The following is a 24,363-nucleotide window of genomic DNA, read 5'->3' on the forward strand; positions in this document are numbered from 1 at the left end:
TAATATTAAACAACAAAGATACAATTATGGTCTGTTAACATAAGTATTAAAATACCCACATTCAGCAATTACATCCTGATAATACTTTGTGTCCGAATATTCTTTTTCTAATGTCTTAAAACCGTCCCAAGCTAAAAAATTCACCTTATCGCCATAAACGTCCCACCAGTTTTTATTTTGAAAATAATACCTATTATTATAAAACTCATTTCGTTCACATTTTGCTATCAAATAAACGCATTTTGCCTTTTGTTCTTTTGTAGTTGCCGCCTCAAAGGCTTTTTGATAATACATTTTTGGTAGTGAACAATCGACGATCATTTTTTTAATAGGCTCTCTAAAATATGTTGGACTGGAGCCAAAACCAGTAATAGAGCCCTCATGAAAAATGCGTGCATTTCCAAAATGGGTAATATTATAAAAGGCATTTCCTACCAGCAAACTATTATTATAAACATCTTCGTTTTGAGCTATTTTATCCTGCATCTCTTTGATCAACTTCAAAAATTCTATTTGACTAAACTTCCTTTTTTGGTAAGCAGCATGTTCGCAATCATGACAATCTTTAATATTCCCATTAAAAGGATTTCCTAAAAAATTAAGATATTGCAAGCTATCCGTCTTTTGCATGAAAGCTATTGCCTCAGGAATTTTATTAGCAAAAGTGGCTTTTGTAGCCTGAAAAGCATTAATGTCCTTCAATTTCAAATTATAAACACTATTTGCAATTCGTTCCATCTCGGTTTTATTTGATTTCGAAAGGAATTTTTTCATTACCTGCAAATCTTTATCGGCATCATAAAAACCTTCTGTAGGAACCAAAAGTTCTGCCATGACTTTATTCTTTTGCGTTTTATACAAAGCCGCCAGATACAATTTGCTCCAGCTGGTAGCATTATAATAGCGAAAACTCTCGATATTTTTCTTCGGAAGTTGGTTGTACAACCAATCTAAATCTTTTAGTATCGTTTTTTCGGAAGTAGCATTAATCACCGAAATCTTATTCAGATTATTGACAAATCGCAACAATCGCAACTGATTTGAAGCCAACTCCGTTTTAGGCAACTTTGGAGCCACAGCATCAAAGGTTTTATCCGCTTTAGCATATTCTCCGTTTAAAGTTTGCAAATAACCCAAAGCAATATTCCACAGATAGGACTCGTGAGTAGCATTGGAAGCCGCAATTTTAGCAACCAAAGCCAAAACCGATTTATCCATATTGGCTAATTGGGATTTCTTATTCTCTGCAACTGATTTATCTTTATAATTCGCGTTAATTTTATTCTCCTGACCATTGATTAATCGCGTCAACAGATAATTCAGATGCTCGCTTGAGGGATCTAAGTCAAAAATTTTTGCAATGGCATTTGCCTCGTCTTTGTAATACCCATGAATAGCCCAAAGTGCCGCTTTTTCTTGGTTCGTTTTGGCCATTGCCAACGATTGATTCCAGTCTGCTTCCTCTTGCGGATGAAAACTATAAGCTGCCACTACTCGCATGGGCGGACATTTATCAAAAACCTGGCTGTACAAATAATTTGATACGGCATAATTTTTTTTAGCATAATGCAATCCCGCCGAATATCCTAAAGCACGATAATACAAGGTGTTTTTAGGTACTTTATCCGCGGTTTTTTCAAAAAAATCAATTCCTTTTTGTTTGTCGTTGCTATAAAAATAGGCTTTCATCAATTGAAACCAATACCTGTTTTTCATGAAACTATCCGAACTGCTTTTATAGGCTTTTTCAATACCCGCAATAATCTCCCAATCAGAAAAAACCTTAGCCTCAACTCGATCATAACCCCAATATTCTTCCGCTACTGAAGTTATTTCTACGTATTTTGCCAAGTATAGAAAGCCTAGAAACTCTTTTACTTTTTTGTTTTTCAAATTGATTACTTGACTCCATTTTTTGGAACTCGCGTTCTCTTTTTTGAAATGATAATAGTCGTTTAATTCCTCTACTTCGTTCGCACTTTTACCAATCAAGAAATAGCTTACCGTTTCGGCATTCATACTCCCTTTCAGGTAAACTTCCCAATCAGCTGTAATCTCCGTATTGAATCTGGAATTGTGCTCATCATCAAAACCAATTCCATAAAAAACCTCTCCCGATAAAAATAAGGGTGAATAGGATTTATCAACAAAGGCTTCAGGAGTGAAATTAGAATTATACCCATAATACCAATCCTCAAACCAATCGCCACCACCACAAGCATAAATAATCCCATAAACAAATAGCAAAAAAGCGCTAGAAACAAGAAACAACTTGTTTAAAAATAGTTTTCTCATAATTTTTTATATTGAGTTCGTCTAAGTCGTAAAAAATAATTTCTTTCGGGCTTGTAGCCGAATTTTCTTTTAAATCGCGAGCCATTTCTTTCAAATCAGCCGCAGAAACAGCTTCAATCTTAACGATATCATCTTTCTTATAAAAAGTTCCTTTTCGATAATTCGAATGATTTACCCTAAAACTGTTTGAATTTTCCGGTGTGAAATTAGGATCCAATTGCAAGTCCGAAACCGTCATTTTGCTCCGCAAACCAATTACCTTTCCTTCACTGATATGAATTCCCCAGGAAAAAATAGGCAAAGCAAAGTCTAACGCTAAAGGATATTTTTTTAAACTCTTAACATAACGCGCCGCAACATCCTGATTGTATATCGAGTTGAGCGAATTGACTGCAATGGTTCCCATATTGTAATACATCAAAACAGCCGAATCGACATTAGGGATTTTTGTTTTTTCAAAATATTTCACTTGATGAAGCCTGATTGTGGCAGAAAGTTTTTTATCTGAAAGGCGTTTAAAATCTTCGATAAATTGCAAATAGTTTGTTTTACTTTCCAATGTCCAGTCACAATCTATTTGAATTTCCTGACACGAAAGATTGTTTTTAGCATTGATCAGTTGTACAAAATCATAGGTTTGACGCGCGAGTTTCTTGCTATCAAAATCCGTTTTTAGCATGACTTTATTTTTAATATAAACCACAGGAACAATTGTTTTTACTGGTGGTTGTATCAAAAACTGCACAGGACTTACCGGGAAAGCCTGGTTTGTTTTTGGATGCAAATCAATATCAAAATAGCGAATGTATATTTTTTGTACCTGGTTATCCTGCAAAGCTTCTTTTTCTAAGGTCGACAAAGAAAAATTAGTCTTCCAATAATAAAAAGCAATAAGCGGTTTTTCTACTTGATTACAGGAAGCGAAAACCAAAATTAAAACGATATAAGTAAAATATTTTTTCAAAAAAAGACCCTATTAAAAGTCAGGCAAATGTAAGAATTTATTAGCAATAAAAAATCATCTCTCAGTTAAATCAATTGTTAAGCTTAGTAAAATCCCTTAATAATTCTATAAAAGTTTCGATTAGAGTAAATATAATTGTTATTTTGTAACCTTAAATTCTGAACTTTTTATGTTGAAAAATAACGCACTCATTATATACATTGTTGTAGCACTTTCAATTGTTGGTTGTGCCAAAAGAGGATCAATCACTGGCGGTCTAAAAGACACCATTGCTCCTGTTTTAAAAATGAGTTTCCCTAAGAACTTCAACACCAATTTTAAAGGAGACGAAATCAAATTAGTATTTGATGAGAATATCAGACTTAAAAACCTGAACAAACAATTGGTCGTTTCACCACCCATGAAGAATGAACCATTGATACTACCTACAACTGCGAGTAAATTTATTACGATAAAAATCAAAGACACTTTACAGCCTAATACTACTTATAGTTTCAATTTTGGACAAAGTATTGCCGACAACAATGAAGGAAATCCATACAATCAATTCAAATATGTGTTTTCAACTGGTGCGTATATCGACTCCTTGGCGCTTGGCGGAAGAATAAAAGATGCCTACGACAAAGAAGCTGATGCCTTTGTTTCCGTAATGCTCTATGAGGTAAACGAAAGCTTTAAAGACTCTGTAATTTACAAGGAAACCCCAAGATACGTTACCAACACCTTAGACAGCGTAAAAACCTTTCGATTGGAGAATCTAAAAGCAGGAAAATACCTTCTTGTGGCCTTGAAAGACAAGAATAACAATAATAAATTCAACCCAAAAGATGATAAAATTGGGTTCCACAAGCAATTCATCAGCATCCCAAATGACACAGTCTATGAATTGGAATTATTTAAAGAAAAACTTCCCTTTAAAGCATTCAAACCTACTCTAGCATCTGGAAATCGTTTGCTGATGGGTTATGAAGGCAAAATGAAATTAGCTAGCGAAAGACCAAAAATAACTTTAAAAAATAACAACGAAATCATATCCACCATTGTCACTCAGTTTCCTAAAAAAGATTCCTTACAAATCTGGTACAAACCCCTAAAGGCAGACTCTTTATCTTTGGCAGTAAGTAAAGACAGCTATCAAAAAAACTTTGATTTTAAAATAAAGGACGCCAAAAAGGATACTTTAAACATTATTGCCGTTCAAAATGGCACAATAAATTTTAGAGACCGATTCACATTAGAATCTTCGACACCTTTGACACAGTTTGACAATTCAAAAATAAAACTGATTAACAAAGATTCAATTGCTGTTGCTTTTACAACAGAATACGACGATTTCAACCAGAAATTATTTTTTGATTTTAAGAAAGAACCACTAGAAAAATATACTTTCTCTATTTTACCAGGGGCTTTCACTGATTTTTTCGAAAAGTCCAATGATACTTTAAAGTACCAAGTAAACACTCGAGACTATTCGGATTTTGGTAATCTTAGTGTACAATTGCAAAACGTAAAACATTTCCCAGTCATTGTCGAATTGATCGATTCAAAAGGAGAAATAATTGCGTCAGAATACTCGGAAAACAGCGCTACAATAGACTTTAATTTATTAGAACCTACAATACTTTCCCTACGTGTTATTTATGATGAAAACAGAAACAAAGTATACGATTCCGGAAATTATCTGGAAAAACGTTATTCAGAGGAAGTCATTTATTATTCAAAAGAGATAGATGATGTTCGAGCCAACTGGGATGCTATTCATGTTTTTGATTTGAGTCTTCCCTACACGCCGCAGCCTAAAAAGAAAACGGACAGTACCAAGAAAAAATCTAGTTTTTAAGTTCAAAAGCATCTTTATCGTTCAAAAAACCTAGTTTTTGTCTTGTTTGAAGCATTTTTTCTTTATTTAATTCTGCCTTGAAAACACCGTCCTTTTCTTGTGGATCCACTATATGATCCCCCAAGAAATCGACAACTTGCGAATGACCAATGTAAGCATATCCATTCGCATCTTCACCAGTTCTATTGACTCCTATAACATAACTCATGTTCTCAATTGCTCGTGCTTTCAATAAAGCATCCCAAGCATTTGTTCTTATTTTTGGCCAACTCGCCACATAAAGTAACAAATCATAATCCTCAACATTCCTTGAAAAAACAGGAAAACGCAAATCATAACAAACAAACGGACAGATTTTCCAACCTAGATAATCAACAATCAGTTTTTGACTGCCGGCCTTGTACACTTTATCTTCTCCAGCAAGTATAAACAAATGTCTTTTATCATAATACTGAATTTCGCCTGAAGGAAACACAAATAACATTCTGTTATAAAAATTGGAATTTTCCTCAATAACAATACTTCCCGTTATGGCGCTGTTTTTGGCTTTCGCCAAAGATTGCATCCAAAGGACAGTTTCACCTTGCATCGTTTCGGCAACTTCGCTTGGATTCATTGTAAAACCGGTGGTAAACATTTCCGGAAGCACAATCAAATCAACAGCAGAACTGATTGCATTAATTTTTTCTTCGAAATTAGTGCGATTTACTTTTGGATTTTCCCAAATCAGAGGAGCCTGAATCAATATAACTTGCATTGTTTTATTTTTTCATAAAAATAAGAAATATCACAGTAGTTTAAGTTCATTATATTAGCAAAAAAAACAATTATGAAAAATACCCTATTCCTATGCTGTATGCTGTTTTCAGTTTTGATTTTTGCACAAGAAAAATCAGGAGCAAAACAATTTTGGGAAAATTTACAGAAACAATGCGGAAAATCTTTTGAAGGAGAAGTAATTGAAGGTACTGAAAACGATGCTTTTCGAAATAAAAAACTAGTGATGCACGTTCGCAATTGTGATGAAAACACGATTCGAATCCCATTTTTTGTGGCAGATGACAAATCGAGAACTTGGGTATTAACTTACAAGAATGACCGAATTCAACTAAAACACGACCATCGTCACGAGGATGGTTCCGAAGACAAGGTTACCCAATATGGTGGAATAACTTCCAATTCGGGTTCACCTACATTGCAATTTTTTCCTGCCGATCAACAAACCTGTGATTTAATACCAAATGCTGCTGCAAATGTCTGGTGGATTACTTTGGACGAAAAATCTTTTACTTACAATTTAAGACGCATAGGCTCGGACAGACTTTTTACCGTAAAATTTGATTTAACAAAAACAGTTGCAACACCTTCGGCACCTTGGGGCTGGAAAGACTAAGAATAACACCTCAAATTGTTCCATAAAAAAACGCATTCAAATCAATGAATGCGTTTTTAGTATTATAAAACGAGTTGTTTTTATCCTTTCAAAGAGGCAGATAAATATTCTCTGTTCATACGAGCGATGTTCTCCAAAGAAATCCCTTTTGGACATTCTACCTCACAAGCTCCGGTATTGGTACAGTTTCCAAAACCTTCATGATCCATTTGATTTACCATGTTCAATACACGATCTGTAGCTTCAATTCTACCTTGAGGCAACAATGCGTATTGGGACACTTTAGCAGCCACAAACAACATCGCAGATGAGTTTTTACAAGAAGCAACACAAGCGCCGCAACCGATACAAGTCGCCGCATCAAAAGCGTCATCAGCATCTTTCTTGTTAACAGGAATTGTATTTGCATCAATTGTATTTCCAGAAGTATTTACTGAAATAAATCCTCCAGCATGTTGAATTCTGTCAAAAGAACTTCTGTCAACCACTAAATCTTTAACTACCGGGAAAGCAGCAGCACGGAATGGCTCAATAGTGATCGTATCTCCATCGTTGAACATACGCATGTGCAATTGACAAGTGGTAACTCCTCTGTCTGGTCCGTGCGCTTCACCATTGATGAATAAAGAACACATTCCGCAGATTCCCTCACGACAATCGTGATCAAAAGCTACTGGTTCTTCACCAGCATTGATTTGTTGTTCGTTGAATACGTCAAGCATTTCAAGGAATGACATGTCTGGTTCAATTCCGTCGATTTTGTAATCAACCATTGCTCCTTTATCTTGGGCGTTTTTCTGACGCCATATTTTTAATGTAAGTTTCATACTGTTTTAGTTTGAAAGTCATAAAGTCGAATGTCTAAAGCCTGTAACTTTGGACTAGGGACTTTGGACTAATTACTATTTATAACTTCTTTGAACTAGTTTGATGTTTTCGTAAACCAATGGCTCTTTGTGTAATACAGCATCGCTAGGTTTTCCTTTGTATTCCCAAGCAGCTACATAGGCAAAGTTTTCGTCATCACGTAAAGCTTCCCCTTCTTCGGTTTGGTATTCTTCACGGAAGTGACCTCCACAAGATTCGTTACGGTGTAAGGCATCTTTAGCAAACAATTCGCCTAGTTCTAAGAAATCGGCAACACGAATTGCTTTTTCTAACTCTTGGTTGAATCCTTTGTCAGTTCCTGGTACTTTTACATCTTTGTAGAACTCTTCACGTAAAGCAGCGATTTCTTCGATAGCCTCAGTCAATCCTTTAGCATTACGAGCCATCCCTACTTTATTCCACATAATTTTACCCAATTTTTTGTGGAAGTGGTCTACTGAATGCGTCCCTTTATTGTTCATAAAGTTAGCAATCAAATCTTTTACGCTTTTCTCAGCTTGTTCAAACTCAGGTCTATCTGTAGAAATAGTGCCCATTTTGATATCCGGAGCTAAATAATCACCAATTGTATAAGGCAATACAAAATATCCATCAGCCAAACCTTGCATCAAAGCAGAAGCTCCTAAACGGTTGGCTCCGTGGTCTGAGAAGTTAGATTCTCCGATAGAGAAACAACCTGGAATTGTAGTCATCAAGTTATAATCAACCCAAGTTCCACCCATTGTGTAGTGAACCGCTGGGTAAATCATCATTGGAGTTGTATACGGATCTTCGTCTACAATTTTATAATACATTTGGAACAAGTTCCCGTATTTACTTCTTACGATATCAGTACCTAATTTAGTTACTAATTTAGTATCGTTTTCGTCTAATCCTTTAATATGTGCTTGTTCTTTTCCGTAACGTTGGATCGCAGCAGCAAAATCCAAGTAAACTGCTTCACCTGTTTTATTCACACCAAAACCAGCATCACATCTTTCCTTAGCAGCACGAGAAGCTACGTCACGTGGCACCAAGTTACCAAAAGCAGGATATCTTCTTTCCAAGAAATAATCTCTGTCAGCTTCCGCTAAATCAGTTGCTTTTTTCTTTCCTTCACGAATCGCTTGCGCATCTTCTAATTTTGCAGGAACCCAGATACGTCCGTCATTACGTAACGACTCTGACATCAAAGTTAATTTAGACTGGTGATCTCCTGAAACCGGAATACAAGTTGGGTGAATTTGAGTATAACAAGGGTTTGCGAAGAAAGCTCCTTTTTTGTGAATTTTCCAAGCTGCAGTAGCATTAGAACCCATTGCATTAGTGGATAAGAAGAAAACGTTGCCGTAACCTCCAGACCCAATAACAACTGCGTGAGCTGAATGTCTCTCGATTTCACCAGTAACTAAGTTACGGGCGATAATTCCTCTTGCTTTACCATCAATGATAACTAATTCAAGCATTTCGTGACGGTTGTACATTTTGATTTTTCCACGACCAATTTGACGGTTCATTGCTGAATAAGCACCTAACAATAATTGCTGTCCTGTTTGCCCTTGAGCATAAAATGTACGAGAAACCAAAGTTCCTCCAAAAGAACGGTTGTCTAATAATCCACCATATTCACGAGCCAATGGCACTCCTTGAGCCACACATTGGTCAATAATATTAGCAGAAACTTCAGCCAAACGGTATACGTTTGCCTCACGAGCACGGTAATCTCCTCCTTTTACAGTATCGTAAAACAATCTGTGAACGGAGTCACCGTCTCCTTTATAATTTTTCGCCGCATTGATTCCCCCTTGTGCTGCAATCGAGTGTGCACGACGTGGTGAATCTTGAAAACAAAATGCTTTTACGTTATATCCTAACTCAGCCAAAGTAGCAGCGGCAGAACCTCCTGCTAGTCCTGTCCCAACAACGATAATATCTAAATTACGTTTGTTAGCAGGGTTTACTAAATTAATATGATCTTTATAATCGGTCCATTTGTCCGCAATTGGACCATTTGGAATTTTTGAATCTAATGCCATTATAATTGAATATTAATGATTGAAATGATGAAATAATGCAATAACTACGAATCCTAAAGGAACGATTACAGAAAACCATAATCCAAAACCTTTCATCCCTTTGGTGTATTTGTTATTTTGTCCTACTGATTGGAAAGAAGAACTAAATCCGTGACGCAAGTGTAAAGACAACAACACAAATGACAAGCAGTATAAAGCAGTACGAACTGGACTTTCAAATTTTGCCACTAATTCATGGAAATACCTTGTTTCATCCAATGGATTAACTTCAACGTATTTATACACCATCTCTGGAACCCAAAAATCGTAAGAATGCAATCCTAAAAATGCAAGAATTACTACCCCAGAATAGATCATGTTTCTTGAAGCCCAAGAAGAATTTGCCGCTCCGTTATTTTTAGCATATGCAATCGGTCTTGCATTTCTGTTTTGAATTTCCAAAACAAAACCCATGATGAAGTGAAAAATCACTCCCACGATTAAAATTGGCTGGATAACGAATTGAACCAAAGGATTGTTCCCCATAAAATGGGATATCGAATTAAAAGTATTAGAACTAAAAACCGACGTCATATTGATGAAGAAGTGCTGTGCGAGGAACAACATCAAAAAAATTCCTGAAAGCGCCATAGCAACTTTTTTAGCTATTGACGACTTCAATAATGCAGATTTTGCCATAAGATTTGAATAATTTGTTTTAAAAAATATGACAAAAATAAAGCAAATAGACATGAACTACAACCTTTTCGCTGTTATTTATAATGATTTTAAAGTGCCTTATTAAGCTTTTGGTCTTCTCTTAAAAACACTTTTCGCTGATTGCTTGATGATTAATAACAAACCAAAGCTTTTTAAAATTTTAGATTGTAATAAAACACCTCTATCACCAAAAACAAATACAACAAAATCAACAAAATACGTTACAACTTGAACCCAAAACCTGTAATCTAAAGACCAAATCCCAAACTGCCGCCTTTACTATTTTTCTATAAAATTTATCAAATTCCTAACTTAAACTGATTTAATCTTAGTATTTTTGAATACTTAAAAGTATAAACTGAATTGTTATGAAATACCATCAAATTGACCGTGACTTATTTATAAAAAATCGTGCTAAATTCATGGGCCAAATGAAGCCCAAAAGTGTAGCCGTTTTTAACTCAAATGATATTTATCCTATAAGCGCTGATAGTACAATGCCTTTTGCACAGCACCGCGATATTTTTTATCTAAGTGGCGTAGATCAAGAAGAAAGCATTTTATTATTATTTCCAGATGCTCCTTACGAGCACCAAAGAGAAATCTTATTCCTAAAAGAAACTAACGATCACATTGCAGTTTGGGAAGGAGAAAAACTGACTAAAGAGCGCGCCTTAGCCGTTTCAGGAATCAAAACCGTGTATTGGTTACAGGAATTCGAAAAAGTTTTATTCGAATTAATGACACATTCAGATACGATTTACATCAATACAAATGAACACTACAGAGCAACAGTAGAGACTGAAACTCGTGAAGCTCGTTTTGTGAAATGGTGGAAAGAAAAATACCCCGCACATGCCGTTGCCAAGAGCAATCCTATTTTGCAACGCATCCGTTCCGTAAAAGAAAGCGAAGAATTAGACCTAATCCAACAAGCTTGCAATATCACCGAAAAAGGTTTTAGAAGAATCCTTTCCTTTGTGAAACCTAATGTAATGGAGTATGAAATTGAAGCCGAATTCATTCATGAATTTATTTCTAATCGTTCCAAAGGTTTTGCTTACACTCCAATTATTGGCTCAGGAAATAACGCCAACGTATTGCATTATATAGAAAACAATCAACAATGTAAGGCCGGTGATTTAATTTTACTCGATGTAGGTGCTGAATATGCTAATTATTCAAGTGATATGACGCGTACCATTCCGGTATCAGGAAAATTCTCTGAAAGACAAAAAGCCGTTTACAATGCCGTTTTAAATGTAAAAAATGAAGCCACTAAAATGCTGGTTCCGGGAACCATGTGGAAACAATACCATATTGAGGTAGGTAAAATCATGACTTCGGAATTGCTTGGTTTAGGATTAATCGATAAAGCTGATGTACAAAACGAAAATCCGGATTGGCCAGCGTATAAAAAATACTTCATGCACGGAACCTCGCACCACATGGGACTAGACACCCACGATTACGGAATCCTAACTGACCCAATGCAAGCCAATATGGTTTTCACCGTAGAACCGGGAATCTATATTCCGGCTGAAGGTTTCGGAATTCGTCTGGAAGATGATGTAGTTATTCAGGAAACCGGTGCTCCATTTAACCTGATGCGCAACATCCCGATTGAAGTGGACGAAATAGAAAGCTTGATGAATTCTTAAGTAAGAAAACAGAAAAAAACAGAAAAAAGACGGTTCACAGCAATGTGAGCCGTTTTCTGTTAAATTATGGCACATCCTCGCCTTCGTAAACTACGGCAAGGTCGGGCTGTACGCTATAAGTCCTCATCCCGAAAAAATCGGGACTGCGGGCTTTCCGCTGCCATCCCTTGTGCAAAAAACGCTTAAATAAATCATAAAAATGTAACATTTCAAATAAGTTTCCAACTAATTACGAATATCAAAAAACTAAAATTATGACAGCACACGAAATAGATTACCAGATATTTGGCGAAGAAATGCAATATGTAGAAATCGAATTAGACCCGCAAGAAATCGTCATTGCCGAAGCAGGCAGTTTTATGATGATGGACAATAACATCCAGATGCAAACCATCTTTGGCGACGGATCAGAACAACAATCCGGTTTATTTGGCAAACTTTTAAATGCCGGAAAAAGAGTCCTGACCGGCGAAAGCTTGTTCATGACCGCCTTCATCAATCAAAACCATACCAAAGGCAAGGTATCTTTTGCTTCTCCATATCCCGGCAAAATCCTCCCAATTGATTTGACCGAATTTCAAGGAAAATTCATCTGCCAAAAAAGCTCTTTCCTTTGCGCCGCCAAAGGCGTTTCCGTCGGAATCGAATTCTCCAAAAAAATAGGCACCGGTCTTTTTGGCGGTGAAGGTTTCATTATGCAAAAAATTGAAGGTGATGGAATGGCTTTTGTACATTCGGGCGGAACCTTAGCCAAAAAAGAACTACGCGCCGGCGAAGTCCTAAAAGTAGACACGGGTTGTATCGTAGGATTTACTAAAGATATCGATTATGATATTGAATTCATTGGCGGTATTAAAAACTCCATTTTTGGAGGCGAAGGTTTATTTTACGCCACGCTTCGCGGACCCGGAACAGTGTATGTGCAATCCTTACCCTTCAGCCGATTAGCAGACAGAATCATCGCTTCGGCACCAAGAGCCGGAGGAAACAGCCGTGAAGAAGGAAGTATTCTTGGCGGCTTAGGAAGTTTACTTGATGGTGACAGACGATTCTAATTTACACACGGCTTTCAGAAATGGGAGCCGTTTTTTATTTGAAATAAGATAAAAACTCTAATTTTGCAGCAACAGAAACTTTCCCCTTGAAACAAATTCAATTTAAAAACAGCAGCATTTCTTATACGGACACCGGCAAAGGAACGGCTGTAGTTTTATTGCACGGTTTTTTAGAAAACAAGACGATGTGGAGCAATTACATTGCAGCTTTCGCTAAGAAAAACCGCGTCATCGCTATTGATTTATTAGGTCATGGAGAAACGGAATGTTTGGGTTATGTTCATAGTATGGAAGACAATGCCTATGCTGTGCATGCCGTTTTAGCAGAATTGCGCATCCGGAAAGCCATTTTTGTAGGCCATTCTATGGGTGGTTATGTAGCACTCGCTTTCGCTGAATTGTATCCTGATTTTGTCAAAGGCCTGGTTTTATTAAATTCAACCGCCAAAGCCGATAGCGATGAAAGAAAATTAAACAGAGACCGCGCCATCAAAGCAGTAAAACAAAGCTATATCAATTTTGTTCGCTTGGCTATCGCCAATTTATTTAGCGAAAACAATCGAGAAAGATTATCCGAAGAAATTGAAAATGTAAAAAAAGAGGCGTTAAAAACTCCACTTCAAGCCATTGTTGCCTCGCTGGAAGGAATGAAAATAAGAGATGACCGCGAAGTTTTACTCCATCTTAGTCCATTTCCTATATTGCTTATTTTAGGCGAAAAAGATCCCGTTTTACAATACGAAGAAACTAAAAAACAAATTAAAAACACCGAGGTAGAATTGGTTTCTTTCCCAGACGGACACATGAGCCACATTGAAAATCAAGGAGAGCTTACTGAAGTATTATTAGATTTTTTCAAAAAGATTCAAACCCAATAATGACTTTATGATCTTTGGGGTTAAAAAATCATTACACTTTCTCCTCAAAAGGAATGGTTTGATCTAATATTTCTGTCAAGAGCGACACAATCTGTTCGAGATAATTCGTCATTACTTCTCCATCAATAATTTGTTTGGCTTCTTTTTCTTCTTTAAAATTAAAAGGCAAAAAACCTGACTTTAAGTTCTTAAACGAAATAATTCCAGCTTCAATGGGTTTTCCCTTTGCTTCTGTTTCATACATATAGGCATAAGCCAAAACTTGAATAATTTTGTCGTTTTTAATTTCTTCGGTCAAGCCTTTCCAAGCTTTCAAAGTCACGCTGGCTTTCTCTACTTTTCCCGTTTTATAATCGATGATTCGAATGACACCGTTGCGCTCTTCTATTCTATCTACATTTCCTTTTATCAATACCGGAAAAGGCAAGCTAGGATGTTCTAAAATGCGTTCAAAGGTTTTTTCTAATGCAATGATTTTAATAGCATCACCGGCTTTTATACTTTCTAATTCCACTTTTAAGAAATTAGAAACATTTCGTTTAGCTACTTCAAAAGCAAGAAGATTTCGTCCTTTTTTAATTTCTCCTTCTTTATAAACAATTTTAAATTGTTTCAAAACCTCAACATCTATTTCCTTAAAGCAAATTTCAATATCGGTTTCTGAAATAAATTTACCCACAAAAGGATCGTATAAGGCTTTTAAGGTTTCATGAATTATCGTTCCCAAGGTATTCAAGGCAATATTCTCTTCGACTTCTTCGACTTCGCGAATGCGCAAAATCTTTTGGAAATAAAACTGAATCGGGTTTCGGATATAGCTCGTCAAAGCCGAAGGCGAGAAACCGACACTGGCAATTTCATTTAAGCGCAACATCACTGCTTCGGATTTTTCAATTACCATCGGCACATAAGCCGTTTCTGGTAACACCGCGTTATAAATTTCGTGTGTCAACTTATGATTTCGCTGCTTTTCGACTTCTAATTGGGTGATAAATCGGCTCTTTTCACCTGCATCCAGACCTTCACTTTCGGTATTATACAACAAATAAATATTTTTGGCACGTTGCAACAAATGATAAAAATGATAGGTATAAATTGCGTCTTTCTCTTTGAAAGTAGGCAATCCCAATTCCCTTTTTACATCATAAGGAATGAATGAATTTTGTGATTTGCCCGCCGGAAATTTCCCTTCATTCATCGAAGTGACAATTACGGTATCAAAATCCAATACCCGACTTTCTAAAACTCCCATAATCTGTAAACCATTCAAAGGTTCTCCTTCAAAAGAAACTTCAGCCAAATCAATTACCTGTTTGTAAATGGCGTGCAAAGTTTCAATTTTATCAATATGTTCGTGCTTTGAATAGTAATTAATCAATTTGTTGATTACTTTGAAAATAGCGAAAACAAAGGCTTTGGTAATTTTTTCTTCTTCATTATCATTACTCAGATTATTCTTAATAGTCAGTAACAAACTAGAAACGGTTTGTAAAACTGCAATCGATCCTTTTTCCCATTTTTGGAAAAGCAACAAAAACAAATCCGTTGGTACTTGATTCAACTCCATCACTTTCTGATGCGTGATAAAAGTGTAATTATTCTGGTTGATAACATTCACTAAAGCTGTCGTTTTAGCATACGGTTCCACCAAAGGATGAGTCAAAATATCCAATACATCTTTATAATAAAAAACATAACTATTTGATTTTCGAGACAAAGCATTGGTATGCATTTTAAAGAGTTTCGCAATCAAAATTTGTGCAGGATTATTTTTACTCGGATAGCCCATCGTAATATTCAAAGCACCCACAGTCGAAGGCAAAGAATACAACAACGGAACCAGTAAATTCTCTTCGCCAAGAACAACGGCTACTTTATCAAGAGAAGTGTTTGGATTTTCATTAATGATACTTTCAATGATACTTCCAGTAATTTTGGCCTGACCTATGGTTTTGGGTGTGCCTATAATTTGAATGTTTTTAGATTTCGAAAAATCATCTACAATCCATTCAAAAGGATTTGATTTATAGTGTTTCCAACTCGCCTTGAACCTTCTTATGAACAATCCGGCATCGTGAAATGGATCATTCAAAAATGTTTGGTGGGCGTCCCAATAAATCTGAGCTTGGTCAGAAGCAATAAGATGTTGGATGATTTTTTCTTCAGAAGCATTCAATGCATTAAATCCGGCAAACAGATATTGCTTATTAACAACAGAATTCGAAAAATGAATCAGATTTTCTACCGCTTGACGGTAAATTAATCCTTGGTAACCAATCCCTTTTTTTAACAAATGAGCATATAATGATTGGTAATAATGTGGTAGGAGTTTCCAAAAATCAATATAATTTTCAAGCAACTGAGTTTTGTTTTCTACTTCGATTCCCCATTTTTTGATGTCTTCAATGTCCTTCAAATAAGACAAAACATGAGATGGATCCAATAAATAGCGGTCAATTTCATTAAAATCTTGCAGCAGCATTTTGGCCCAATTAGCAAACAACTCAAATGATTGTTGATTGGATTTCTCCGTTATGGATAAATAAACTTCATAAAACTCAAATAGTAATTCGATAGGATCTACAGAACGAATACCGGCAATATCCTGAATAAAATCCTCAATACTAATAATTTCTGGTGAAAGAATATTTGTTGGAACTTGTTTTTTTAAGGCCTCGACTAAGAATATCTTGGCTCTTTTATTTGGCAAAACTACTATGGTATTCGATAACTTATCGGAGTAATCTTGAACTAAAACTTGCGCTATTTTATCTAAAAAAGAAGAATCTATCATTTTATAAAAATAAAAAAACGCCCCGATAAATCGGGACGTTTCTCATAAATATTTTAGGAAAAAATTATTCTTTGATTAAAGAAACTTCAACTCTTCTGTTGTTAGCTTTTCCTTTAGCAGTTTTGTTGCTATCAATTGGTTTAGTTTCACCATAACCAGTAGATCTTAATCTGCTAGCATCAATACCGTTTTCAATTAAGTAATTTTTAACCGCTGCAGCTCTGTTTTCAGATAAAGATTGGTTTAATGCATTACTTCCATCGCTATCAGTATGTCCTTCAATCATAAAGTTTGAATTAGGATATTCTTTCAAGATATCAGCGATTGATTTCAAAACAGTATAAGATTGTTTTTTGAAAGTAGATTTTCCAGAATCAAACAAAATTACTTTACCATAATCGTTCAATTGTTTCATAACCTCAGCCGAAACTTCAGGACAACCTTTGTTACTTGCTGGACCAGGAACTGTAGGACAAGCATCATCTTTGTCTAAAACGCCATCTCCATCAGTATCAGGCCATGGGCAACCTCCGTTTTCTTTTGGACCTTTCACTGTAGGACATTTGTCGTCTTTATCAGCAATTCCGTCTCCATCAGTATCAGGGCATCCTTTCAAAGAAGCTAAACCAGCAACATCTGGACAAGCATCATCTTTATCAGCGATTCCATCTCCGTCAGTATCAGGACATCCATTTAATTCTTTTGGACCTGCAACATCTGGACAAGCATCATCTTTGTCTGGAATACCATCTCCATCAGTATCAGGACAACCTTGGAATTCTTTTAAACCAGCAACTTCTGGACAAGCATCATCTTTATCATAAATACCATCTCCGTCAGTATCTTTACCTCCAAACTTGAAGATGATACCAGCAGAATGTTGAAAGTGAGTTGGAGCATCTGGAGTACCAGAAGCATCTTCTCTGTCTCCAAATGATTTTTTATACTTTGTAGCAAGTTCTAAACCAACATTTTCAGTAAGCCAAAATGTCAAACCAGCTCCTGGATTTAATGTTCCATAACTACTATCTCCAAAGAAAGTATAACCTCCTCCAACAGATAAAGACGGATCAATTACTTTAGAGTTAATTAAGTTCATGAAGCTATATTTGATAGTAGCATCAATTCCATAATACATCAAGTCTCCTGGATTAGTAACCATTAATGCACCATTAGTATCTCTCATTACATACTTGTCAATTTTGTTTACTGAACCAGCAACTCCAAAAGAGAAATTATCTCCTATGTATTTCGATACACTTAGATATGATACAGAAGGAAGTATGTTCCAATTGTCTTTCACAGCAAATGGTTGTGAGAAATGACGGTCTAACCATCCGTTACCACCACCAGCACTTGTTCTAGTGTCTACGGCATTCGCTCCAAAGGAGATAGCCCACGGGTTGTTACTATCTTGTGCGTGAGAACTTAATCCCATAGTCATCAATACAGCAACTAAAAGTTTGTTAAGATGTTTCATACTTATTATTTTTAATTACAATTTAGTTAATTACTAACAAAAGTAGCCCGTAAATTTTTAACTACAAAAAAAAATGTTAATAAAATACGAAAAAAAATACCAAAACTAGCTAAAAATAAGCACTATACAACCTTCAAAGCCTTGCCAACCTCAATAAATGCGCCTATTGCCTTATCCAAATGCTCTTTGGTATGTGCTGCAGATAATTGCACTCTAATCCTTGCTTTGTCCTTTGGAACAACAGGAAAAAAGAATCCAATTACATAAATTCCCTTTTTCAACAACTCATCTGCCATTGTTTGAGACAATTTTGCATCATACAACATCACAGGAACAATAGCAGAATCTCCGTCTACAATATCAAAACCTGCTTTTTTCATTCCTTCTTTGAAGTAATTTGTATTCCACTCCAATTTATCTCTTAAAGTGGTGTCTTTTTCTAATAATTCAAAAACCTTGATTGAAGCTCCCACAATGGCAGGTGCCAATGAATTGGAGAACAGATATGGTCTGGAACGTTGACGTAACAATTCAATTATTTCTTTCTTGGCTGTAGTATAACCACCCATAGCTCCTCCTAATGCTTTCCCAAGTGTGCCTGTGATAATATCCACTCTTCCCATCACTCCTTTAGCTTCCAGTGTTCCTTTGCCTGTTGCACCTATAAAACCTGCTGCATGGCATTCATCCACCATAACCATGGCATCATATTTATCTGCTAAATCACAAATTTTATCCAAAGGCGCAACAACACCATCCATAGAGAATACACCATCAGTCACAATTATTTTAAAACGACTTCCAGCCTCATTAGCTTTGATCAGTTGTTGTTCCAAATCCTCCATATTACTATTTTCATAACGGTAGCGAGACGCTTTACACAAACGTACACCGTCAATAATAGAAGCATGATTTAAACTATCCGAAATAATCGCATCTCCTTCACCTAATAAAGGCTCAAAAACACCTCCATTTGCATCAAAAGCAGCAGCATAAAGAATTGTATCTTCTGTTCCGTAAAACTCCGAAATTTTCCTTTCTAATGTTTTATGAATATCTTGTGTTCCACAAATGAAACGTACAGATGACATTCCGAAACCATGTGTATCCATCGCATCTTTGGCAGCTTGAATCACCTCTGGATGAGATGACAAACCTAAATAATTATTGGCACAAAAATTCAAAACCGTTTCTCCTGTCGAAATCGTAATTTCTGCTCCTTGAGGAGATGTTATGATTCTTTCTTTTTTAAATATTCCGTTGTCTTCAATAGTTTGCAATTCATTTTGAAGATGTTCTTTAATTTTCCCGTACATTTTTAAGCTTTTTAGTTTTTATAATTTAGTTCTGTTGCCATTTTAGCTTACAAAGCTACTACATCAATTTCTTTTCCGATATAAATTAGCGATTTTTTTATCACTTTATACCCCATTAATTCAATAGCACTTTGGTAATTCTCTAGTTGTATTTTGTATTTCGGATTATGAGTTCCTGTTTTATAATCTAATAGAAAAACTTCTTTCGCTTTAGTTAAAACCATTCGATCCGGCTTTATGGTGCTTCCCTCTTTTTGAATGATGGTTTGTTCGTTCAAAACAATATTCCCTTCCTCAAAAAACAGTTCCAATTCTTTATGATTGACAATGTCCTGAATCGTTTGATAGACCACCTCTTTTTGACCAAAATTAATCAATCCGTTTTCGATAGCTTTAGCAACAGCCAAGTCCACATCTTCTTTTGTTTTCACAAATGATAAAATTTCATGTACCAGGTTTCCGTACTCAATGGATTCCTGCTGATGCGTTCCCCACATTAAAGCTTCGCGCTGGGCGATTTTTATATTCTTAGGATTTAAAGTTTCTGCCGCTACTTCAATCTTTTTTGAAGCATCAACATGCTTTGAAGCTGAAGATAATTTTTTAGAATTTCCAAACTCATACTCCAATTTATTTTCATCGAATTCGCTGTAATTCATTAAATAATTAATAAAGAAAGTCGACATATCATTAGTCTTTACCTCTCCTTTACTCGTCAGATTCATATTTGAAATAACATACAATTGTTCTTCTGCACGAGTTAAAGCCACGTACAAAACATTGACATTATCCAATAATTCTTCTTGTTTTTTTAGATCATAAACCGATTTTGCTTCTTCTCCAAAACCCTCCACGGCGCTACTGTTGTCTATTAAAACTTTGGGCAAGCCAAAATCCATTTCCGTGGCATCTAACCATAGTTTATCTTTAGGTTTTCTGCTATAATCCTCTTCTGCAAAAGGCATAATTACCACCGGAAACTCCAATCCTTTAGATTTATGGATCGTCATAATACGAACCGCATTATTTCCTTCGGGTGACGGAATACTGAATTTCTCGGCATTTTTGTCCCAAAAATTCAAGAAATCAGCAATTCCAGCTTGGTTTCGTACATCTCGTTCCAAAACAATATCAAGAAAATATTGCACATAGGCTCCGCCTCCTTTAGCAAGGTTTTGGGATAAAAACTTTGATACAATAATTTCGACCGCTTCATACAATGATTTTTTACGTATATTTTGAAAAGACAGCGAAATATCAAAACTCATCAACCAATTCTCAAAATCGATTTCCTGTTTGTGTTCCATTCCTCTGGCAATGAAATCATGAACTGGCAATTGATCCTGAATATTTTCGGCGATGTAATGCAAGAAATAAGCTTTCGCTTCTAAGTCGGCGTTGTTTTTCAGGTATTTTAATAAGTGAATAATCAATCTAACTTCGGTTGCATTTTGAATCATCAGCGTTTCTGACGATAAAAGCGGAATCCTTTGCTCCGTCAAATAATTTGCAATCGCTATTCCTTGGCCTCTTTTTCGCGTTAAAATTACAATATCCTTGTATTCAAAGCCTTCGCGAAGCACTTTCTGGATGGTGTTTAAAGTCGCTAATACATATAATTCTGTTTTATCCAAAGCTTCTTCATCTTCACCAGACGATTCTATTTTTGGAATAAAAGAGATATTGACATAACCACCCTTTTTATCATTGGTTTTTTGATGACTGTGATTTTCATACAAATCTTTGTAATCAGGATGTTCAAATTCACCAGAAACTAACTTAAAAAATTCATTGTTAAAATCAATAACTTGTGAATAAGAACGGTAATTTTTATCTAAATGTTCCAGCTTTTTATCTGGATTATTAAACGGATTATTGTCTTTACTCAATTCAATAAACTGCTCCGCTTTTCCACCGCGCCATCGGTAAATGGATTGTTTGGGATCTCCCACAATCATCAAGGTTCCTTTTTCTCCAAAATCATCTTGACCCGAAAGCGCATTATCGATCAGCGGAATCAAGTTTTGCCACTGCATCTCCGACGTATCCTGAAATTCATCAATAAAGAAATGACGGTAACGCTCCCCTAATCGTTCATAAATAAAAGGCGCGGGCTGATTTTGAATTTCCCGGTGAATAATAGCGTTAAACTCACTTATAGAAAGTACATTTTGCTCTTCTTGAATTTTTGCCAATTCATTGCTCACTGTATTCAACAAAGAAAGCGGCGTTATATTTTTCAGAAAAGCTTTGTAGAAATCTCTTTTTTCGAAATTTTTATAAATTGTTCCTAGAATTTTTATTAACTCTGGGATTAAATTTTCTATTAAAGCGCGATCTTTAGCCGTCTTATTGATCGCTATATCATCAAACTCGTGAAAGGTTTTGTTTTTCGGGTTGAATTTTCCATCTCGAATGCTGACCAAATGATTGGGAAAAGTACCACGAGAAAACGACTTTAAATCAATTCCGTTATTTTCTATTAAAGCCAATAATCCTTCGGCTAAGGAGGCGTTTTCTTTGTCGATAACTTTACAGCTTTCGGCGAGTTTTTTTTTTATTTCTACAAATTCTGCAATGGATTTATCGTGAAAATGGGTGATTTCTGAACGGTGATTTTCATTGAGCACCAAGCGACCTGTATCGAGAATTTCACGAGAAATATCCCAAGACTTGTCATCATCGGTTTTTTCCATCGTGAAATCGATGAGTAATTTAGTCAAGGTTTCATCTTCGCCTGCTTGTGCAATGATGGCGTCTACGGCTTCAATCAGTAAATTCTCGGTATCCAAAGTGACTTCAAAAGTCATAGGCAGATTTAAATCATGGGCAAAAGCACGAATCACTTTATGAGTAAACTTATCGATAGTCGAAATATCAAAAGCAGCATAATTATGAATAATATGCTTGATGATTTGCTGGGATTTGGTTTTGATTTCAACAATAGAAAGTTGTGTATCAGTCGCTAAATCTTGCATCAAATCCTGTGCTTTTTCCGAAGGCGTGTCTTTGGCAAATTCTGACAAACTTCCTACAATACGGCTTTTCATTTCGTGTACCGCTTTGTTGGTAAAGGTGATGGCGAGAATATTTCGATAAGCATCATTTTTTTTGGCTACCAAAATAATTTTCAGGTATTCTTTGACAAGCGCATAAGTTTTTCCTGAACCGGCTGATGCGTCATATATGGAGAAAGAAGGTCTTTGCATTTGGATTTTAGATTAACAATTTTGGATTTCTCGAATGCCCTAGCCCTGATGGTTCCGATAGTTATCGGAACGGCATCCTTTCTTGCCAGATTTTGGCAGGAAAGACAGAGTGTACAGCAGGAAAAGCTTCTAAAAACACAACTATTATTAGGTTGTTTTTAAAAATTGTTCGTTTAATGCTTAAAAGTAGTATTTTTGCACTATGGAAACAAATAGACAGAAAAAAATAGGTGGGGTTATCCAAAAAGATTTGGTGGACATCCTGCAAGGTGAAGTGAGAAAAAACGGAGTAGCTAATTTAATTATTTCGGTATCCAAGGTTACGGTAACTACAGATCTATCTGTGGCTACAGTTCATTTAAGTGTTTTCCCACAGGATAAAGCAAAAGAGATTTTAGAAGCAGTTAAGTCAAATGCTAAAAACATAAAACACGATTTATCACAAAGAGTGCGTTTGCAATTGAGAAAAGTACCTAATTTGGTTTTCTTTATTGATGATTCATTAGATTACATTGAAAAAATTGACAATGCACTTGCCAATAGAGACAATCCTATAGAGAACAGAGATCTTTTAGAGAAACGTAAGTTTAAATAAAATTTGAATTTTCCTCTTTACATAGCCAAACGTTACATCCTTAGTAACAGTAAAAACAATGCCATAAACATCATCAATCGTATCGCGAGTATGGGAATCATTGTGGGTGCGATGGCTCTGTTTGTGGTTCTTTCTGTCTTTAGCGGATTGAAAGTTTTTAGTCTTTCGTTCAGCAATGACATCGATCCCGATCTAAAAATAAGCAGCACTTTAGGAAAATCTTTTTTCGTTTCTCCTGAACAGGAAGCACAAATCAAAAAAATTGATGGTCTTGCCTCTTATTCTAAAATAATAGAAGAACGTGTTTTATTTGTATTTGATGACAAACAACAAGTTACTTCTCTAAAAGGTGTTGACTCTAACTTTAGCAAAGTCAACGACATTAAAAAAACACTTTATAACGGTCAATGGATTGAGCCTAATACTTATCAAGTGGTTGTAGGCTATGGAATCGCACAGAAATTCTCGATGGGTTTACTGGATTTCAACAATCAACTGCAAGTTTTAGTCCCAAAACCAGGAAAAGGAAACATAGAAAATGAGGAACAGGCATTTAATAAAAGTGATGTATTCCCTGTTGGAATTTATGCCATAAGCGAAGATTTAGATTCCAAATACGTTTTTGCCGATTTAGCTTTAGCCCAAGAACTATTGGGATACAAATCCAACCAGATCTCCGGAATAGAAATCAAAGAGAAAAAAGGAGCCAGCGAGAGTCTTATAATAGAGCAACTTCAAGCAATTTTTAACAACAAAATTACGGTAAAAAACAGGGCTCAACTCAATGAATCCTTATATAAAATGTTGAATACAGAGAATATTGCCGTGTATTTAATCTTTACCTTGGTTATTGTGGTGGCACTTTTCAACTTGATTGGAGCACTTATTATGATGATTCTCGACAAAAAAAGCAATCTAAAAACGCTTTTCAATCTGGGAACTGAAATCAAAGATTTGCGTAAAATATTCCTTCTTCAGGGCACCTTACTAAGTGTTGTTGGCGGAATTATCGGACTCATTTTAGGGATTGTAATTGTACTCCTGCAACAACATTTTGAATTAATCATGATTACCCCAACATTAGCCTATCCGGTTGTTTTTTCTCTTGAAAACGTATTGATTGTTTTAGCAACAATTATTACGCTTGGCTTTATTGCTTCGTTGATTGCGAGTAGCAGAGTGAGTAAGAAATTATTGGATTAACTTATTTTTAACATTGAGACAGACGGTAATATCTTTATAAAAACCATTCCGAGATTAAGATAATTAAACAACAGAAAA

17 protein-coding genes are annotated in these 24,363 nt (G+C 35.7%); 7 read left to right on the forward strand and 10 right to left on the reverse strand.

Going from position 1 to position 24,363, the window contains the following annotated elements; genetic code table 11:
- Positions 1-24: 24 nt before the first annotated feature.
- On the reverse strand, positions 25-2,295 hold the full coding sequence (locus tag LNP19_RS03310; protein WP_230063394.1) for a hypothetical protein: 2,271 nt from the start codon (positions 2,293-2,295) through the stop codon (positions 25-27).
- The gene (locus tag LNP19_RS03315; protein WP_230063395.1) at positions 2,255-3,259 is read right to left on the reverse strand and encodes a hypothetical protein; all 1,005 of its coding nucleotides are present in this window, start codon (positions 3,257-3,259) and stop codon (positions 2,255-2,257) included. The genes LNP19_RS03310 and LNP19_RS03315 overlap by 41 nt, the downstream gene beginning before the upstream one ends.
- 169 nt (positions 3,260-3,428) lie before the next feature.
- Between LNP19_RS03315 and LNP19_RS03320 the strand changes: the two genes are divergently transcribed.
- The gene (locus LNP19_RS03320) at positions 3,429-5,099 is read left to right on the forward strand and encodes an Ig-like domain-containing domain (RefSeq protein ID WP_230063396.1); all 1,671 of its coding nucleotides are present in this window, start codon (positions 3,429-3,431) and stop codon (positions 5,097-5,099) included.
- Here LNP19_RS03320 and LNP19_RS03325 read toward each other — a convergent pair.
- A complete protein-coding gene (locus tag LNP19_RS03325) occupies positions 5,089-5,856 on the reverse strand; it encodes an amidohydrolase (protein ID WP_230063397.1) in 768 nt (255 codons plus the stop codon). The two genes, LNP19_RS03320 and LNP19_RS03325, sit on opposite strands and share 11 nt — an antisense overlap.
- Before the next feature lie 72 nt (positions 5,857-5,928).
- Between LNP19_RS03325 and LNP19_RS03330 the strand changes: the two genes are divergently transcribed.
- The gene (locus tag LNP19_RS03330; RefSeq protein WP_230063398.1) at positions 5,929-6,492 is read left to right on the forward strand and encodes a hypothetical protein; all 564 of its coding nucleotides are present in this window, start codon (positions 5,929-5,931) and stop codon (positions 6,490-6,492) included.
- A gap of 80 nt (positions 6,493-6,572) precedes the next feature.
- Here the strand turns inward: LNP19_RS03330 and LNP19_RS03335 are convergent, their stop codons facing one another.
- The 3 genes from LNP19_RS03335 to LNP19_RS03345 form a co-directional block, all read right to left on the reverse strand.
- The gene (locus tag LNP19_RS03335) at positions 6,573-7,319 is read right to left on the reverse strand and encodes a succinate dehydrogenase/fumarate reductase iron-sulfur subunit (protein WP_072940924.1); all 747 of its coding nucleotides are present in this window, start codon (positions 7,317-7,319) and stop codon (positions 6,573-6,575) included.
- Between the two features lie 75 nt (positions 7,320-7,394).
- Positions 7,395-9,395 carry a fumarate reductase/succinate dehydrogenase flavoprotein subunit gene (locus tag LNP19_RS03340; RefSeq protein WP_230063399.1) on the reverse strand — a complete coding sequence of 667 codons (2,001 nt, stop codon included), beginning with the start codon at positions 9,393-9,395 and terminating at the stop codon, positions 7,395-7,397.
- 12 nt (positions 9,396-9,407) lie between these two features.
- Positions 9,408-10,073, reverse strand: coding sequence for a succinate dehydrogenase cytochrome b subunit (locus tag LNP19_RS03345; RefSeq protein ID WP_230063400.1), 666 nt, complete (start codon positions 10,071-10,073; stop codon positions 9,408-9,410).
- Between the two features lie 389 nt (positions 10,074-10,462).
- Here LNP19_RS03345 and LNP19_RS03350 point away from each other — a divergent pair, with 389 nt between their 5' ends.
- The 3 genes from LNP19_RS03350 (at position 10,463) to LNP19_RS03360 (ending at position 13,688) form a co-directional block, all read left to right on the forward strand.
- The gene (locus LNP19_RS03350) at positions 10,463-11,755 is read left to right on the forward strand and encodes an aminopeptidase P family protein (RefSeq protein ID WP_230063401.1); all 1,293 of its coding nucleotides are present in this window, start codon (positions 10,463-10,465) and stop codon (positions 11,753-11,755) included.
- Positions 11,756-12,009: 254 nt separating this feature from the next.
- The gene (locus tag LNP19_RS03355; protein ID WP_230063402.1) at positions 12,010-12,810 is read left to right on the forward strand and encodes a TIGR00266 family protein; all 801 of its coding nucleotides are present in this window, start codon (positions 12,010-12,012) and stop codon (positions 12,808-12,810) included.
- A gap of 86 nt (positions 12,811-12,896) precedes the next feature.
- Entirely contained in the window at positions 12,897-13,688 is a 792-nt protein-coding gene (locus LNP19_RS03360; protein ID WP_230063403.1) for an alpha/beta fold hydrolase, read from the forward strand.
- A gap of 31 nt (positions 13,689-13,719) precedes the next feature.
- Here LNP19_RS03360 and LNP19_RS03365 read toward each other — a convergent pair whose 3' ends face one another.
- The 4 genes from LNP19_RS03365 to LNP19_RS03380 form a co-directional block, all read right to left on the reverse strand.
- Positions 13,720-16,482, reverse strand: a complete 2,763-nt coding sequence (locus LNP19_RS03365; protein WP_230063404.1) for a PD-(D/E)XK nuclease family protein — start codon at positions 16,480-16,482, stop codon at positions 13,720-13,722.
- 64 nt (positions 16,483-16,546) lie between these two features.
- Positions 16,547-17,962 (reverse strand): OmpA family protein, encoded by a 1,416-nt coding sequence (locus tag LNP19_RS03370; protein WP_230063405.1) that lies wholly within the window; start codon positions 17,960-17,962, stop codon positions 16,547-16,549.
- Between the two features lie 122 nt (positions 17,963-18,084).
- A complete protein-coding gene (kbl, locus tag LNP19_RS03375; RefSeq protein WP_230063406.1) occupies positions 18,085-19,278 on the reverse strand; it encodes a glycine C-acetyltransferase in 1,194 nt (397 codons plus the stop codon).
- Between the two features lie 47 nt (positions 19,279-19,325).
- A complete protein-coding gene (locus tag LNP19_RS03380; RefSeq protein WP_230063407.1) occupies positions 19,326-22,487 on the reverse strand; it encodes a UvrD-helicase domain-containing protein in 3,162 nt (1,053 codons plus the stop codon).
- Positions 22,488-22,689: 202 nt separating this feature from the next.
- On the opposite strand from LNP19_RS03380, the gene rbfA reads away from it, so the two are divergent.
- On the forward strand, positions 22,690-23,082 hold the full coding sequence (gene rbfA, locus LNP19_RS03385; protein WP_230063408.1) for a 30S ribosome-binding factor RbfA: 393 nt from the start codon (positions 22,690-22,692) through the stop codon (positions 23,080-23,082).
- Positions 23,083-23,085: 3 nt separating this feature from the next.
- The gene (locus LNP19_RS03390) at positions 23,086-24,285 is read left to right on the forward strand and encodes an ABC transporter permease (RefSeq protein ID WP_230063409.1); all 1,200 of its coding nucleotides are present in this window, start codon (positions 23,086-23,088) and stop codon (positions 24,283-24,285) included.
- Positions 24,286-24,363: the final 78 nt, after the last annotated feature.

The organism is Flavobacterium acetivorans (assembly GCF_020911885.1).
Classification (GTDB): domain Bacteria; phylum Bacteroidota; class Bacteroidia; order Flavobacteriales; family Flavobacteriaceae; genus Flavobacterium; species Flavobacterium acetivorans.